The organism is Nonomuraea sp. NPDC049684, from assembly GCF_044465345.1.
GTDB lineage: Bacteria > Actinomycetota > Actinomycetes > Streptosporangiales > Streptosporangiaceae > Nonomuraea.
Genome location: NZ_JBITLO010000002.1, coordinates 560,375 through 574,505, shown reverse-complemented (window position 1 = coordinate 574,505; position 14,131 = coordinate 560,375). Strand labels below are relative to the sequence as shown.

Annotated in this window: 12 protein-coding genes and 1 other RNA gene; 8 read left to right on the top strand and 5 right to left on the bottom strand. The window is 72.2% G+C overall.

Going from position 1 to position 14,131, the window contains the following annotated elements; translation table 11 throughout:
• Positions 1 to 7: 7 nt before the first annotated feature.
• The 3 genes from smpB (at position 8) to ssrA (ending at position 3,048) form a co-directional block, all read left to right on the top strand.
• A complete protein-coding gene (gene smpB / locus ACIBST_RS08425) occupies positions 8 to 475 on the top strand; it encodes an SsrA-binding protein SmpB (protein ID WP_397170184.1) in 468 nt (155 codons plus the stop codon).
• 20 nt (positions 476 to 495) lie between these two features.
• Positions 496 to 2,361: a penicillin-binding transpeptidase domain-containing protein gene (locus tag ACIBST_RS08420; protein WP_397170183.1), complete on the top strand. Its 1,866-nt coding sequence runs from the start codon at positions 496 to 498 to the stop codon at positions 2,359 to 2,361.
• A gap of 302 nt (positions 2,362 to 2,663) precedes the next feature.
• Positions 2,664 to 3,048, top strand: a transfer-messenger RNA (tmRNA) gene (gene ssrA / locus ACIBST_RS08415).
• Between the two features lie 78 nt (positions 3,049 to 3,126).
• On the opposite strand, the gene ACIBST_RS08410 is transcribed toward ssrA, so the two are convergent.
• The 3 genes from ACIBST_RS08410 to ACIBST_RS08400 all read right to left on the bottom strand — a co-directional run bounded on the left by ACIBST_RS08410 (position 3,127) and on the right by ACIBST_RS08400 (position 5,449).
• Positions 3,127 to 4,446 (bottom strand): hypothetical protein, encoded by a 1,320-nt coding sequence (locus ACIBST_RS08410; protein ID WP_397170182.1) that lies wholly within the window; start codon positions 4,444 to 4,446, stop codon positions 3,127 to 3,129.
• 68 nt (positions 4,447 to 4,514) lie between these two features.
• Positions 4,515 to 4,976 (bottom strand): SRPBCC family protein, encoded by a 462-nt coding sequence (locus tag ACIBST_RS08405; RefSeq protein ID WP_397170181.1) that lies wholly within the window; start codon positions 4,974 to 4,976, stop codon positions 4,515 to 4,517.
• Between the two features lie 47 nt (positions 4,977 to 5,023).
• A complete protein-coding gene (locus ACIBST_RS08400; protein WP_397170179.1) occupies positions 5,024 to 5,449 on the bottom strand; it encodes a hypothetical protein in 426 nt (141 codons plus the stop codon).
• A 99-nt stretch (positions 5,450 to 5,548) separates the two neighbouring features.
• Here ACIBST_RS08400 and ACIBST_RS08395 point away from each other — a divergent pair, with 99 nt between their 5' ends.
• From ACIBST_RS08395 to ACIBST_RS08385, 3 genes are all read left to right on the top strand, one after another.
• On the top strand, positions 5,549 to 6,517 hold the full coding sequence (locus ACIBST_RS08395) for a GlxA family transcriptional regulator (RefSeq protein WP_397170177.1): 969 nt from the start codon (positions 5,549 to 5,551) through the stop codon (positions 6,515 to 6,517).
• An 83-nt stretch (positions 6,518 to 6,600) separates the two neighbouring features.
• Positions 6,601 to 7,170 carry a lipoprotein gene (locus tag ACIBST_RS08390; RefSeq protein WP_397170176.1) on the top strand — a complete coding sequence of 190 codons (570 nt, stop codon included), beginning with the start codon at positions 6,601 to 6,603 and terminating at the stop codon, positions 7,168 to 7,170.
• Entirely contained in the window at positions 7,154 to 7,693 is a 540-nt protein-coding gene (locus ACIBST_RS08385) for an OmpA family protein (protein ID WP_397170174.1), read from the top strand. The genes ACIBST_RS08390 and ACIBST_RS08385 overlap by 17 nt, the downstream gene beginning before the upstream one ends.
• A 72-nt stretch (positions 7,694 to 7,765) precedes the next feature.
• Here ACIBST_RS08385 and ACIBST_RS08380 read toward each other — a convergent pair whose 3' ends face one another.
• Both ACIBST_RS08380 and ACIBST_RS08375 read right to left on the bottom strand, forming a co-directional pair.
• Positions 7,766 to 8,854, bottom strand: a complete 1,089-nt coding sequence (locus ACIBST_RS08380; RefSeq protein WP_397170172.1) for a S1C family serine protease — start codon at positions 8,852 to 8,854, stop codon at positions 7,766 to 7,768.
• 19 nt (positions 8,855 to 8,873) lie between these two features.
• Complete coding sequence (locus tag ACIBST_RS08375) at positions 8,874 to 10,304, bottom strand: AMP-binding protein (protein ID WP_397170171.1); 1,431 nt, start codon at positions 10,302 to 10,304, stop codon at positions 8,874 to 8,876.
• Between the two features lie 779 nt (positions 10,305 to 11,083).
• Here ACIBST_RS08375 and ACIBST_RS08370 point away from each other — a divergent pair.
• Together ACIBST_RS08370 and ACIBST_RS08365 are read left to right on the top strand one after the other, a co-directional pair.
• On the top strand, positions 11,084 to 11,866 hold the full coding sequence (locus ACIBST_RS08370) for a hypothetical protein (protein WP_397170169.1): 783 nt from the start codon (positions 11,084 to 11,086) through the stop codon (positions 11,864 to 11,866).
• A 70-nt stretch (positions 11,867 to 11,936) separates the two neighbouring features.
• Positions 11,937 to 14,114, top strand: a complete 2,178-nt coding sequence (locus tag ACIBST_RS08365) for an acyl-CoA dehydrogenase (protein ID WP_397170167.1) — start codon at positions 11,937 to 11,939, stop codon at positions 14,112 to 14,114.
• Positions 14,115 to 14,131: the final 17 nt, after the last annotated feature.

Below are 14,131 nucleotides of genomic sequence, written 5' to 3'. Positions count from 1 at the left end.
TCGAAGCATGCCACGTGAGACCGGGCGGAAGGTCATCGCCCAGAACAAGCGGGCCCGGCACGACTACCACCTTGAGGACACCTTCGAGGCGGGGCTCGTGCTCCAGGGCACGGAGGTGAAGTCGCTCCGCGAGGGCCGCGCCTCGCTCGTCGACGGCTACGCCAGCATCGACGACGGCGAAGCGTGGCTGCTCAACGTGCACATCCCCGAATACATGCAGGGCACGTGGACCAACCACGCCGCCAAGCGCAAGCGCAAGTTGCTGCTGCACCGCAAGGAGATCGACAAGCTGGCCGCCATGACCAAGGAGGGCGGCCTCACGATCGTCCCCACGGTCCTGTACTTCCAGGACGGCCGGGCCAAGGTCGAGATCGCCGTCGCCCGGGGCAAGAAGGACTGGGACAAGCGGCAGTCGCTGGCCGAGCAGCAGGCCAAGCGGGAGATGGCGCGGGCCCTGCGGCACCGCAACCGATGAGAGCGGCGGCACTCTAACCGATGACACGCGCGCGCCGCACCCTTGCCGCGACCGTCACCCTGGCGGTCGCGAGCATGACGCTGACCGGCTGCTTCGAGGAGTCCTCGCCGCACGACGCGGTGCGCGACTTCCTCGTGGGCTGGCAGTCCGAGGACTACGCCCTGGCCGCGGGCCGCACCGACGGCGACCCCGCCAAGGTGGGCAAGGCCCTGGCCAACGCCAAGCTGGAGCTCGACGCGGCCTCGTTCCGCTTCAAGATCAAAAGCGTGAGCGTGACCGGCGAGGAGTCCAAGGCCGACTTCCGCGCCGAGGTCGACCTGGGGGAGAACACCCCGCTCTGGGCGTACGACGGCTCGCTGCCGCTGCACCTGGTCGACGGCAGGTGGAAGGTGCGCTGGTCGCCGTCGGTGCTGCATCCGCAGCTCAAGGAGGGCCAGCGGTTCGCGGTCGAGACCAACCCCAAGCCGCGCCAGCCGGTGGTCGACCGGGCCGACGACCCCCTGCAGAACGAGCTCTACGTCTACGTCGTGGGCGTGGTGCCGTCCGCGCTGGGCGACCGGGCCGAGGACGTCGTGGCCAAGCTGTCGGCGATCACCGGCTACGCCCAGGACCGGCTGCTGAGCCGGATCAGGTCCTCGCCGCCCGACAAGTTCGTGCCGCTGGTCACGTTCGGGCGCTCGCGTTACCTGTCGATGAAGTCGAAGCTGGCCGGCATCTCCGGCATCCAGACCGACCCGCAGCCGCAGCCCATCGACCCGGCCGCCCCCAAGCAGATCGTCGGCAAGGTCAGCGCGCTCACCCCCGAGGACGAGCAGAAGCTCGGCGGCCCCCAGCGGGCCGGCGACTCGATCGGCCAGAGCGGCCTGCAGCAGGCGTACCAGGACTATCTGACCGGCTCCACCGAGACCAAGGTGATCACCCTCGATCTCAAGACCGGCCGGCAGGTGGCCAAACTGAAGGAGTGGCTGGGCCGCCAGAACGTCTCGGTCAAGACCACGATCGACAGCCGCGCCCAGGCGGCGGCCGAGCGGGCGGTGGCCGAGACGGCCACCAGCGCGCTGGTGGCCGTCCAGCGTGACACCGGCGAGATCCTCGCGGTCGGCACCAGCGGGCTCAACCAGGAGAAGGACGCGCTGGCGGGCAGGTTCCCCGCGGGCACGGCCTTCTCGATCGTGGCGGCCGACGCGCTGATCAAGAGCGGCGTCAGCACCAAGCAGCGGCTGGCCTGCCCGGCCGAGCGCACGGTGGGCGGCGCCAAGTTCGTGCACACCAGCCAGACCGCCGGGGTCACGTCGTCGGCCACGTTCCAGGACAACTTCGCCAAGGGCTGCGTGACCGCGCTGGCCTCGCTGGCCCGCCGGGCCAGCGCCGGCGGCCTGGCCGCGAGCGCCAAGGCGTTCGGCATCGGCCAGCCGTGGCGGCTGCCGCTGAAGTCGTTCAGCGGGGCGATGCCCGAACTGTCCAGCGACGCCGACAAGGCCAGGGCCATCGCGGGCCAGACCGTCGAGGTCAGCCCGCTGTCGATGGCGCTGGTCGCGGCGGCCGTGGGGTCGGGCACCTGGCGGCCGCCGGTGCTCGTGACCTCGCCCGCGTCGCCCGATCCGGCGGCGGAGGTCGTCCCGGCCAAGCAGCCGGACGCCATCCCGGTGGATCCGAAGGTGCGCACCGCGCTGACCGCGATGATGCGGGCCGGGGCGATCGGCAGCCCCGCGCAGGCGGGCCGGGGCAGGGTCTACGGCGTGCGCGCGACGGCGGGCACCCAGGACAAGCCCATGACCTGGTTCGTCGGCTGGCAGGGGGACGTGGCGATCGCCGTCCTGGCCAAGAACTACGATGCGGCGGCCGTCGCGGGCAGCTTCTTCTCGGGCCTTCATGACTCTGCGTGAAAATCTTGTGACGGCGAGCAACCGTTGCGGGTCGTGGCTGCGTCTTACTGAATGACTGGGCCCGCTCGGGGGGTTGCGGACTCAGTCGCCGTGATGAGATCAGGACTTCATCTCGGGGGAAGTCCTGCCGTCCGGACCGGCTCGACCCTGCCGGTCGGCCCCCGGGAGCGCGTGCTGCTGTGCCACGCTCCCGGGGGTTTCGCCATGCTGGAATTAAGTTGGCGTTGGGGGCGTTGTCCCCTGTAGATTCAGTGTTGCTCGCCTCTGCGTGATCAGCGTGAAGGCGTGTTGACAACTGCACAGGGGGTGACTGGCTTCGACTTCGATCTTGCAAGCCAGGTGAAGCGGGCCGAGGACTGCGGACATAACCTCGTTAATCCTGTGACCGCAAAACAATAAGTGCCAATTCCAAGCGCACTGAGGTCGGCCAGGGTTCCCTGGCCCTCGCTGCCTAAGTAGCGAAACCTCTGTCAGCCCGGGAGTGCCTTCGGCCCGGTGTCTGGCATCGTTAGAAGGCTCAACCGATCGACCCGGCCACGGGGGAGATCGGGAAATCAAACAGTGGCTGAGCCCGTCGGCGACTCGCCTGCGTGATCGCCGGGGCTGAGAAAAGCACAGCAGGCTGCGCCCGGAGAAGCCCTGACTTGGGGTTGAAGGACGCGGGTTCGATTCCCGCCACCTCCACGTGATCAAAAAGCCTCCGACCTGCCGATTACTCGGCGGGTCGGAGGCTTTTCGCTGTCCGGAAGGCGTGCGCGTCCGAGCTCAGAACGTGCGCAGCCAGCGGCGGAGGCGGTCCAGGGGGGTGCGCGGCTCCCGCGGGGGCAGCAGGCGGCGCAGCTCGTCGTCGGTGGCCGGGCGGACGTCGAGCGCGGCCCGGCGCAGCGGTTCCGCGTCCACCCGCAGGCCGCCGAGCACCTGGACGGTAACCGCGCCGCGGCGCACCGCGTAACCGTGCGTGTCCTCGCGGCGGACGTAGGTGAGGCCGGAGCCGGCCGGGGTGCACTTCTCGGCGAGGTGGCAGACGTCGCCGGCCTGGCTGACGGACAACGTGATGCGGACGCTCTGGGCGCCGTTGCCCGTGTGGTCGGAGGGCGTGTAGACCAGGCCCGCCGGGATGCCCATGAGCTGTGGGGTGTAGCCCGGGATGCGGGCCGCGTAGTAGTCGCCGGTCTGTTCCTGGTCGCCCAGTTCGCGGGCGGTGGCCGGGCGCAGGGTCCGGGCGGCCGACCGGAGCAGGTCGCGGGGGACGGCGGCGCTCCCGACCACCGTGACGTACCTGCGGCCCACCCGCACCTGGTAGCCGTGCTCGACCGGGCCCTGCCGGTGGACCAGGCCGCCGGGCTCGGCCGTGCAGGAGCCGGTCGGCAGATCGGCGTCCTGCGCGGTGGGCTGGCCGCACACGGCGGCGCCCGGCAGGAGCCGGTCGTGGGCGACGATCCGGACGTACCGGTCGGGCGGGATGGCGGCCGGGTCCGCCGGGGTGAAGCCGGAGCCGCCCAGCCCGCCGCCGTAGTCCCGGTCGTCGGGCCGGTAGCCGGGGACGGCGACCACGTACGCGGTCTCCCGGTGGAGGTCGCCGGCCGTCAGGCGCGCCTCCAGGTCGTCCGGCGGCTCCTGGCGCAGCACCGCCACGCCCGCCCCCAGGAGCGCCACGCCCAGCCCGAGCGCGACGCCCCTGTGACGCCACCCGCGCAGCAGCGTCCCGGCCACGAGGGCGTACGGAACCCCGCCGAGCACGGCCGCCAGGAGCATGTCGCGGCTCACCCCGAGGCCGGCGACGTCGGTCACCGCCCAGCCGAGGGCCCAGCCGGCGGTTCCCAGGCCCAGCACCAGCAGCGCCCACAGGAGCCGGCCGCCGCGGGTCGCGCCGAGCACGGACGCGCCGCGGGTGGCCCTGATCACGATCACCAGGTAGCCGAGCAGGGCCGCCACGACCAGTGCGGCGGCGGCGAGGGCCACCGCCTCGTCGCCGGCGAACAGCACGGCCAGCAGGACCAGCCACGCCGTCGGCAGGAAGACCGACCCGGCCGCCCAGGCGGCGGTGAGCTGGGCCAGGACCAGCAGCGGTTCCGACGTGGGCATCCCGGTCCGCGTACCGCGCGGCGGCCTTCGCCGCTCGCTCGGACGACCGCCGGGAGGCTCGGGTTCGGTCAACGGGACGGTTCGAGGATCGTCTTGATGTGCCGGTTGCGCATGGTGATGAGGTGGGTCATGTGGCGGCGCAGGACCAGCAGCTCGGCCAGGCGGCCCAGCGGACCGGCGGGGGCGGAGAAGTCGACGACGTCGGTCATGAGGGTGGCGCCCGCGTGCGGAGCCGCCTCGAAGCGGTGTTCGTGCCGCCAGTGGCGGAACGGCCCGGACACCTGCTCGTCCACGAAGTACCCGGGCCGGTCCCAGGCGCTGATCGTGGAGGTCATCCGCCAGGTGAGGCCGAAGTGCCTGGCCTGCCAGGTGACCTGGTCGCCGGGGCCGAGCAGGCCCGTGGTGACGCCCGCGACGGCGCGTTCCGACGAGCCGGCCATGGACGCGGTGTGGGTCTCGACCGACAGCGACGTGTCGAAGAGCACGTCCGGGGGAGCGAAGACCAGGGTCACGGTCTCGAAACGCGCCATAGCGGCATCTTAGGGACCCTTGCGGGCGCGCGGCCGAGGGGGCCGGGCTAGTGGGCGCAGCCGGCGTACTCGTCGAGACGCCGGAACATGGCGGCCAGCATGAGCGGGAACATCGCGACGTGCGCGACGACCATCAGGACGCCGCCGTCGATGACGCCGAGCCAGAGCAGCGGATAGAGCGGCACGATCGGGACGAACATCGCCGCGCACATCTCCAGCGTCGGCGCCCAGCGGTGGCCGCGGAAGCGCATCCACACGGCCATGCCCACCGACATGTCGACGGCCATGATCAGGTACGCGAGCTCGGGCGACTCGTCGTGGGAGACGGAGAGGCCGACGGCCGACAGCAGGGCGCCGAGCGCGAACATGCCGACGAACATGGCGACGATCATCTCCACGTAGTGGAGGGCGAACTTCGACCAGCGGCGGCCGGCCGCAGAGGGGGCCGCGGGTGCGGGAGGCGTCGGTGTCATGGCTCCGACTGTGGCCGGGCAGGGGGGACGGGAGGAGGGGGCGAAGCCGCATATGTCCGGAAACTTGGGTTCTTTGTCTGCCGGACCTACAGTCGTGCCATGGAGTACCGGCGGGTCGTGGTCGTCGCCTACGAGGCGGCCGAGCTGCTCGACATCGCGTGCGTCACCTCGACGCTGGAGAACGCGAACTGGCACGGCGCCTCACCGTACTACCAGGTACGGCTGGCCACCCCCGGCGGTCACCCCGTGACCACCGCCGGCGCGCTGGTGCTGCACGGCCAGCTCGCGCTGGAGCGGATCACCGGGCCGCTCGACACGATCATCGTCTCCGGCGGCACCGGCCACGTGGACGCCGCGGCGAACCCGCTGGTCGTCGGCCATGTCCGCAGGCTGGCGCGGGAGAGCAGGCGGGTGGCGTCCGTGTGCACCGGCGCGTACGTGCTGGCCGCCGCGGGGCTGCTCGACGGCAGGCGCGCCACCACCCACTGGCGGGAGGCGGCCGACATGGCCGCCCGCTACCCGCGCGTCACCGTGGACCCGGCCCCGATCTTCGTCCGCGACGGCGAGGTGGCCACGTCCGCGGGGGTGACCGCCGCGCTCGACCTGACGCTCGCCCTGGTCGAGGAGGACAACGACGCCGAACTGGCCAGGACGGTGGCCCGCGGCATGGTCACCTACCTGCAACGGCCGGGCAACCAGGCCCAGATGAGCATGTTCGTCAGCCCTCCGGCGCCCGCCGACGGCCTGGTCAGGCGGATCGTCGAGCACATCGGCGCGAACCTGGCCGCCGACCTCAGCGCGGCCACGCTGGCCGCCGCGGCGGGCGTCAGCGAACGCCATCTCACCCGGCTGTTCCTCAGGCATCTGGGGCAGACGCCGGGCCGGTTCGTGCGGCGGGCCCGTACCGAGGGGGCGGCTCAGCTGCTGGCCTCGACCTCGTTGCCCATGTCCGCGATCGCCGTGCGCTGCGGGTTCGGGACGGCCGAGACGCTGCGCCAGGCGTTCGTGGACCGGTACGGCATCCCGCCCTCCCGTTACCGGCTGACCCAGTCGTCCGCGTCCGGCTGATCGTCATTTGTCCCGCCCGAAATGGAGGATCCGGGCTAGGGTGTCTGACTTGAGACTTTTCTGAGCATTAAGGTGATCAGCAGATGCGTAAGACGATCGTTCTCATCGGGGCGGCCGTCGTCCTGTCAGGGTGTGGCCTGTCGCCCGGCGGGCAGCCGCAGACCGCCGCCGAGGAGGCGGCCACCACCGCTCCCGCGCCGCCGCGGACCGCGCCTCAGCAGACGCCCGCCCCGCAGGCGGACGCGGTCATCGCCACCCGTGAGGCCAAGGTCGGCTCCGGCGGCCAGTACGGCAGGGCCCGCGTCGAGATCACCGCCCTGACCCGCCAGGGCAGGACCGTCACCCTCAACTGGACGATCACCGCCGTCGAGGGCAAGGTCAACGTGCACAACGGCCTGGGCGGCGGCAGCTTGGACTACACGGTCTCCAACGTCTCCCTGATCGACCCGGTGAACGCCAAGCGCTACCGCGTCGCCCGCAACGGCACCGCCGCCGACGCCACGTGCGTGTGCTCCGGCACGCAGGGCCAGTTCCTGGAGGCGGGGCAGGCCAGCACGCTGTACGCGGTCTTCGCCGCCCCGCCGCCGGAGGTCGCGAAGGTCAACGTCGAGATGCCGATGCTGGGCGTGCTCACCGATGTTCCGCTCGCTTAGCCTGGCGCTGGCCCTCGTCCTGGCGCCCACGCCCGCCCCGGTGCCGCCGGGCGCCACAGGCCCGGTGGAGGACCTGGTGCTGCCGGTCGAGGACATCGTCGGCGAGGTCGAGTCCATGGACGGCGCGCAGAGCGAGACCAGGCAGGGCCGCACGGTGACGGTCGCGCTGACCAGCGACGTGCTGTTCGCGCTGGACAAGTGGCGGCTCACGCCCAAGGCCCGCAAACGGCTGGCGGGCGTGGCCGCGAAGGTCGAGGCGGAGGGCGCGGGCGGCGTCGTCAGGATCGAGGGGCACACCGACGACCAGGGGAGCGACGCGTACAACCTGGGGCTGTCGCGGCGGCGGGCGCAGGCCGTGCGCGCGGCCCTGGAGGGCCTGCTCGGCGGCGGGAACGTGACCCTCCGGGCCGCCGGACACGGCGAGACGCGGCCCAAGCTGCCCAACCTGGTCGAGGGCAAGCCGGTGGAGCGGAACCGGGCGAAGAACCGGCGCGTGGAGGTCGTCTTCACGGCCCGGCAGTGAGCGGTCGGCCCCGGTAACGGGGGATGGGCCGGGCAGTGAGGGGATCGGCCGGGCAGCGGCCCGGCCGGGTCGTCACTCGGCCTTGAGCTCGCCCAGGGTGACGGTGACGGTCTGGGTGCCGCCGTCGGGGCGCAGGATCTCCACCTTGACCTGGTCGCCGGGCTTGAAGGCGGTGATCTCCTCCGACAGCGCGGCCATGGTCGTGGTCTTCTTGCCGTTGATCGAGAGGATGACGTCACCGGCCCGGATCCCGGCCTTCTCCGCGCCCCCGCCCTTCTCCACGCTCGCCACGCCCACGCCGCTCGGCTGCCCGGTGGCGCCGATGACCGTGCTGCCGCGGATGCCGAGCGCGGCCCGGTGGCTGTTGGTGACCTTGCCGTTCTTCACGATCTGGGCCGCGATGTCGGTGGCCGTGTTGCTCGGGATCGCGAACCCGATGCCGGGCGCGGCCCCGCCGCCGAGCTGCGGGTCGGTGGCGGCGAGGGTCGGGATGCCGATGACCTCGCCGGCCAGGTTCACCAGCGCGCCGCCGCTGTTGCCGGGGTTGATCGCGGCTGAGGTCTGGATCGCGCCGCTGATGGTGGCCCCCGGCGACTCGGGGCTCTGGGGCTCGCTGACGGTACGGCCGAGCGCCGAGACGATCCCGTTCGTGACGCTGCCCGACAGGCCCAGCGGGTTGCCCATCGCCAGGACGATCTGGCCCACCCGTAGCTTGCCCGAGTCGCCGAACCTGGCCGGACGCAGCCCGTCGGGCCGGTCGACCTTGATCACTGCCAGGTCGCCGGCGCCGAAGGCCTTGACCAGCTTGGCCGGGCGCGGCGCGCCGCCGGTGGCGATCGTGACGTTCATCTCGGTCGCCTCGCCGACCACGTGCGCGTTGGTGACGATGTGACCCGCCGTGTCGTAGACGATGCCGGAGCCGAGGCCCACCTTGGTGTTGATCTGCACGATCGACGGCAGGACGTCCGTGATGACCCGCTCGTACGCGCTCTCCAGCGACTGCGGCGCGCTCCCGGGCGCCTGTTCGCCGGCGGTCGGCGAGCCCGGCGTGGTCGTGGCCGGGCTCGCGGTGGCAGTCGAGGTGTACGTCGGGGCGGACGGCGACCGCCCACACGCGGTGAGCAGTACGACGGCTGCCAGTCCGGCGACGATCTCCCTCATGGGGAGGTCTCTGCCCAGCTCAGCGGGAAAGATACGCCTCCCGGACGTCCCGTCTGCTGAGTTTGCCGGTGGGGGTGCGCGGCAGCGACTCGCGGTACTCGATCACCCGGGGGTGTTTCATCCGGGCCAGCCGGGGCTCGCAGTGCCGCAGCAGCTCCGCGGTCAGCTCCGCGCCGCCCGTCACGCCCGCCACCGGCTGGACCAGCGCCACGACCCGGTGCCCCCACTCGGGGTCGGGCACGCCGATCACCGCGACGTCGGCCACCGACGGATGTTCGAGCAGCGCGGCCTCGATCTCGGCGGGGTAGATGTTGACGCCGCCCGAGATGATCAGGTCGGTTCTGCGGTCCAGCAGGAACAGGTAGCCGTCGGCGTCGAGGTAGCCGATGTCGCCGGGGGTGTAGGCGGCGCCGCGCATGGCCGAGGCGGTCTTGCCGGGGTCGCGGTGGTACTCGAAGCGGTTGATGCCGCCGATGTAGACCGTCCCGGGCTCGCCGGGGGCCGCCTCGTGGCCGTCGTCGCCGATGATCGTGAAGGCCATGCCGTCGAGGGCCCTGCCGACCGTCCCCGGCCGCTCCAGCCACTCCTGGGACGACACCATCGTCGCCACCGCCGCCTCCGTCGAGCCGTAGTACTCCCACAGGACGGGACCGAGCCAGTCGATCATCGCCTGCTTGGTGGCGGGCGGGCAGGGGGCGGCGCCGTGGTAGAGGTGGGTGAGGGAGGACAGGTCGTAGCTCTTCCGATCCGGCACGGCGAGCAGCCGGTGGAACATCGTGGGCACCATGAACGCGTTCGTCACCCGGTGCCGCTCGATCAGCGCCAGCGCCTCGGCGGCGTCGAAGCGTTCCGGAGCCACGATCGAGTGGCCGAACTGCAGCGCCATCATCGCCTGGCCGTAGGGGGCCGAGTGGTAGAGCTGCGAGCACACCAGGTGCACCCCGTCGGACGGCAGGCCGAAGTGCCGCCAGCTCTTGCGCATCAGGATGGGGTAGAGGTCCTCGGGCGTGAGGTCGAGCAGCCGGCGGCGCACGCCCTTGGGGCGTCCCGTGGTGCCGGAGGTGTAGAGCATCATCGAGCCGGCCCGGCGGTGCTCGGGCGCGGTGTCCGGCCGGCCGTCGGCCAGGTCGGCGACCGTGAGCGCGCCGGGGCGGACGACGACGTCTGCGCCGCAGTCGGCGACGATGTAGTCGATCTCATCGGCCGTGTAGTGCCAGTTGACCGGCACCAGGTAGGCGCCGATCTGGTAGGTGGCCAGCATCATGGTGAGGGCGTCGAGCCCGTTCTTCAGCACGGTCACCACGGCGCCGCCCGGCCGGACGCCGCGCGCGACCAGGCCGTGGGAGGTCCTGTTGGCGCGGGCGAGCAGCTCGCCGTAGGTCGCGCCGTCGTCGCCGAGCAGGGCGGGACGGTCCGGGTCGGCGGCTGCGATCTCGTAGAAACCCCTCATGTCCGCAGACCATACAGAATTAGATTCTGCTGGGGGAATAGAGGAATTATCCCGCTCTTCGGTGACGTAACCTCAAGGCCATGGCGGACGTCGGCGACGAGAGATCAGCACAGGACACCCAACCTTTTCGCAAGGTCGTCGTGCCGCCTGCCGAGCCGGTCGTGCCGCCCGCCGAGCAGACGGTCAAGATCCCGCGTCCGCCGCGGCCGGGCGCGTCCCAGCCGGTGCGCCCCTCCCCGCAGCCGCCCTCGGGCCCTCAGCCCTCGTCCGGCCCTCGGTTGCCGTCGGGTCCGCAGTCGTCGTCCGGTCCGCAGCCGTCGTCCGGTCCGCAGCCGCGTCCGTACGCCGGGCCGCCGTCGGGTCCGCAGGTGCGCCCCCAGCCGCCGTCCGGCCCGCAGGGACGGCCGCCGCACCCGCCGCAGCCTCCGGGCGGGAACCGGCAGCTCCAAGGCGGCGGCCGGCAGGGCCCGGGACAGGCGCAGGGGGCCGGCCACGGCCACGCGCAAGGAGCGAGGCAAGGGCTCGCGCAAGGCGCGGGGGCAGGGCCTGCACAAGGGGTGGGCCAGGGTGTCGCGCAAGGGCTCGCACCCGGAGCGGGGCAAGGTCCTGCGCAAGGCGCGGGGCCGGGGCTCGTGCCAGGGCCGGGGCAAGGCCACGCGCAAGGGGCGGGGCCGGGGAGGGGGGCGCAGCATCAGCCTGTGCAGGTGTGGCCGCCGGGGACGGCCAGGTCGCCTCAGGCTCAGGCCCACCCCCAGCCGCAGCCGGGTGCGGCCGGTTCTGTGACGCCGGTTGTCACCAAGCCGCACAAGCGCGGCGTCGGGGACATCCCCATCCGCACGATCTACCTGGCGGGCGCCATTCTCGTCACCGTCACGGCGGTCCTGCTGATCTTCGTCGTGTTCTCCGGCGACGTGCCCACGACCGGCGACCCCGCCGGGACGACCGTCTCCGTCGCCCCCGTGCCGGCCGCGACCGCCACCCCGACCGCCTCCCCGACCCCCAGCGAGACGCCGGTCGCGCTCCCCTCGGTGCCGGCGAGCAAGGCGTTCCCCACGCTGCCGGGCAAGGCGTCCGTGGTGAGCGGGATCATCTCCGACAAGGCGAGCGGCATCAGCTACCCGCGCCTGGCCGCGCCCTGGGACGCCAAGTCGTTCGCGCCGTTCACGATCGCCCAGCGCATCGGAAAGGTGGCGGTGCCGCACACCGTGATCGCCTCGGCCATGTTCCCCGGCGACGCCCCGGAGAAGAAGCCCGCCAAGGACGCCGACTACCGCGAGATGGCCGTCCGCGCGGCCCGCTGGGCGCTGCGGACGCAGTATCCGGCGGGCGCCCAGCTGACCGCCTGGACGGGGTCCGGGAAGGTGCCGGTCGGCAAGGGCTGGTCGCTGGGTTACCAGGTCACCTACGTCTCGGGCGGCAAGACCGAGACCGCCCAGGCCGTGGTGACGGTCGTCGAGGTGGGCAAGACCAAGCCGGCGATGCTGCTGGCCTCCATTCCGGAGAAGAACAAGGCGCGATGGGCTGATTTGAAGACACTCGTCCAGCAGGTGCGGCCCCTCTAGGCCAGAAGCATGCTCTAGAATATGGTTCTGGGCATCGGGCACTGTCTTTGACCTGGCTGGAGGATGAGCAATGGCGATCGGATTGAGCGAGGAGCACGAGGCGCTCCGCGACTCGGTGAGCGGCTGGGCCGAGCGGAACATCCCCTCGGAGCTGCTGCGATCCGGGTCGGACGAACGTCCGCCCTTCTGGCCGGGCCTGGCCGAGCAGGGGCTGCTCGGCCTGCACCTGCCCGAGGAGTCCGGCGGCTCGGGCTACGGGCTGCTGGAGGCCGCCGTCGCCGTCGAGGCGCTGGCCGAGAAGCTCGCCCCCGGCCCGTACGTGCCGACCGTGCTGGCCAGTGCGGTCATCCACGCCTCCAAGCGGCACGACCTGCTCGAAGCCCTCGCCGACGGCACGCTGACGGGCGCCGTCGCGCTGTCCGGCTCGCTCACCGGCTCCCGCGCCGACGACGGCTCGCTGGTCGTCTCCGGCACGGCCGACCCGGTGCTGGCCGGCTCGCTGGCCGACGTGCTGGTGCTGCCGGTGACCACGTCCGAGGGCGAGGAGTGGATCGCCGTCGACGCCTCGGCCGCCACCGTCACGCCGGTCCGGTCGCTGGACCTGACCCGGCCGGTGGCCAAGGTGGAGCTGGCGGAGGCGCGGGTGCCCGCCGAGCGCGTGCTCGACGGCGTGGAGAGCCCCGACGTGCTCAACCTGGCCGCGATCCTGCTCGGCGCCGAGGCCGCCGGGCTGGCGTCGTGGTGCGTCACGTCCGCCGCCGCCTACGCCAAGGTGCGTGAGCAGTTCGGCCGCCCGATCGGCCAGTTCCAGGGCATCAAGCACAAGATCTCCCGGATGCTCGTCGCCCTTGAGCAGGCCCGCGCCACCGTCTGGGACGCCACCAGGGCCGAGGGCCGCGAGCTGGAGTACGCCGCCGCCGTCGCCGGGGTGATGGCCCCCGACGCGGCCGTCCAGTGCGCCAAGGACGCGATCCAGACGTTCGGCGGCATCGGCTACACCTTCGAGCACGACGTGCACCTGTACTACCGGCGCGCCCTCACCCTGCGCGCCCTGCTCGGCTCGTCGGCCGAGTGGGCCGCCTCGGTGACCGCGCTCGCCCTGCAGGGCGTCGGCCGGGAGATGGAGATCGACCTGCCCGAGGGCGCCGAGGAGCTGCGCGAGGGCATTCGTGCGGAGATCGCCGAGATCGCCGCCCTTGAGGGCCAGGAGCAGAAGCGGGCGCTCGCCGACCGCGGGTTCGTCATGCCCCACCTGCCCCGGCCGTGGGGCCGCGCGGCCAAGCCGCTGGAGCAGGTGCTCATCGCCCAGGAGCTCAAGGCCGCCAAGGTCAGGCTGCCCGCGATGATCATCGGCGCCTGGGTGGTGCCGTCCATCGCCGTGTACGGCACGCCCGAGCAGCAGGAACGCTTCCTGCCCAAGACGCTCAGCGGCGAGATGATCTGGTGCCAGCTCTTCTCCGAGCCCGGCGCCGGGTCCGACCTGGCCTCGCTGCAGATGAAGGCGGAGAAGGTCGAGGGCGGCTGGCGGCTCAACGGCCAGAAGATCTGGACGTCGGTCGCCCACGTGGCCGAATGGGGCATCTGCATCGCCCGTAACAGCTCCGAGGGCACCAAGCACGAGGGCATCACGTACTTCCTGGTGGACATGAAGGCGCCCGGCGTCACGGTCCGGCCGCTCACCGAGATGACCGGCGAGAACCTGTTCAACGAGGTCTTCCTCGACGACGTCTTCGTCCCGGACGACCTGGTCGTGGGCGAGGTCGGCGACGGCTGGAAGGTCGCCCGCAACACGCTGTCCAACGAGCGCGTCTCGCTGTCGTCCGGATCGGGCGGCACCGGCGCGTCCGTGCCCGACCTGCTCGGGCTGATCGGCCGGCTCGGGCGCGAGCTCACGCCGGCCGAGGAGCAGGAGGTGGCCGGGGTCGTGTGCGAGGGGCACTCGATCAACGCGCTGTCGCTGCGGGTCACGCTCAAGCAGCTCGCCGGGAACGAGCCGGGCGCCGACGCGTCCGTACGGAAGCTGCTGTCCACCTCGCACGCCCAGCACGTCTCCGAGACGGCCGTCGGCCTGCTCGGCGCCCAGGCCGTGGTGGCCGCCGACATGAAGCTCGGCGACGCCGGCTACTGGAACCGGGCGGTGCTCGCGACCAGGGCCATGACCATCTACGGCGGCACCACCGAGGTGCAGCTCAACATCATCGGCGAGCGCATGCTCGGCCTGCCCCGGGACCCCGAGCCCGGCAAGTAACACATGTGAGGCGTCGG

Coding starts and splice junctions, on each gene's coding strand:
- smpB (WP_397170184.1), top strand. CDS start 8: ATGCCACGTGAGACCGGGCGGAAGGTCATCGCCCAGAACAAGCGGGCC.
- ACIBST_RS08420 (WP_397170183.1), top strand. CDS start 496: ATGACACGCGCGCGCCGCACCCTTGCCGCGACCGTCACCCTGGCGGTC.
- ACIBST_RS08410 (WP_397170182.1), bottom strand. CDS start 4,446: ATGCCCACGTCGGAACCGCTGCTGGTCCTGGCCCAGCTCACCGCCGCC.
- ACIBST_RS08405 (WP_397170181.1), bottom strand. CDS start 4,976: ATGGCGCGTTTCGAGACCGTGACCCTGGTCTTCGCTCCCCCGGACGTG.
- ACIBST_RS08400 (WP_397170179.1), bottom strand. CDS start 5,449: ATGACACCGACGCCTCCCGCACCCGCGGCCCCCTCTGCGGCCGGCCGC.
- ACIBST_RS08395 (WP_397170177.1), top strand. CDS start 5,549: ATGGAGTACCGGCGGGTCGTGGTCGTCGCCTACGAGGCGGCCGAGCTG.
- ACIBST_RS08390 (WP_397170176.1), top strand. CDS start 6,601: ATGCGTAAGACGATCGTTCTCATCGGGGCGGCCGTCGTCCTGTCAGGG.
- ACIBST_RS08385 (WP_397170174.1), top strand. CDS start 7,154: ATGTTCCGCTCGCTTAGCCTGGCGCTGGCCCTCGTCCTGGCGCCCACG.
- ACIBST_RS08380 (WP_397170172.1), bottom strand. CDS start 8,854: ATGAGGGAGATCGTCGCCGGACTGGCAGCCGTCGTACTGCTCACCGCG.
- ACIBST_RS08375 (WP_397170171.1), bottom strand. CDS start 10,304: ATGAGGGGTTTCTACGAGATCGCAGCCGCCGACCCGGACCGTCCCGCC.
- ACIBST_RS08365 (WP_397170167.1), top strand. CDS start 11,937: ATGGCGATCGGATTGAGCGAGGAGCACGAGGCGCTCCGCGACTCGGTG.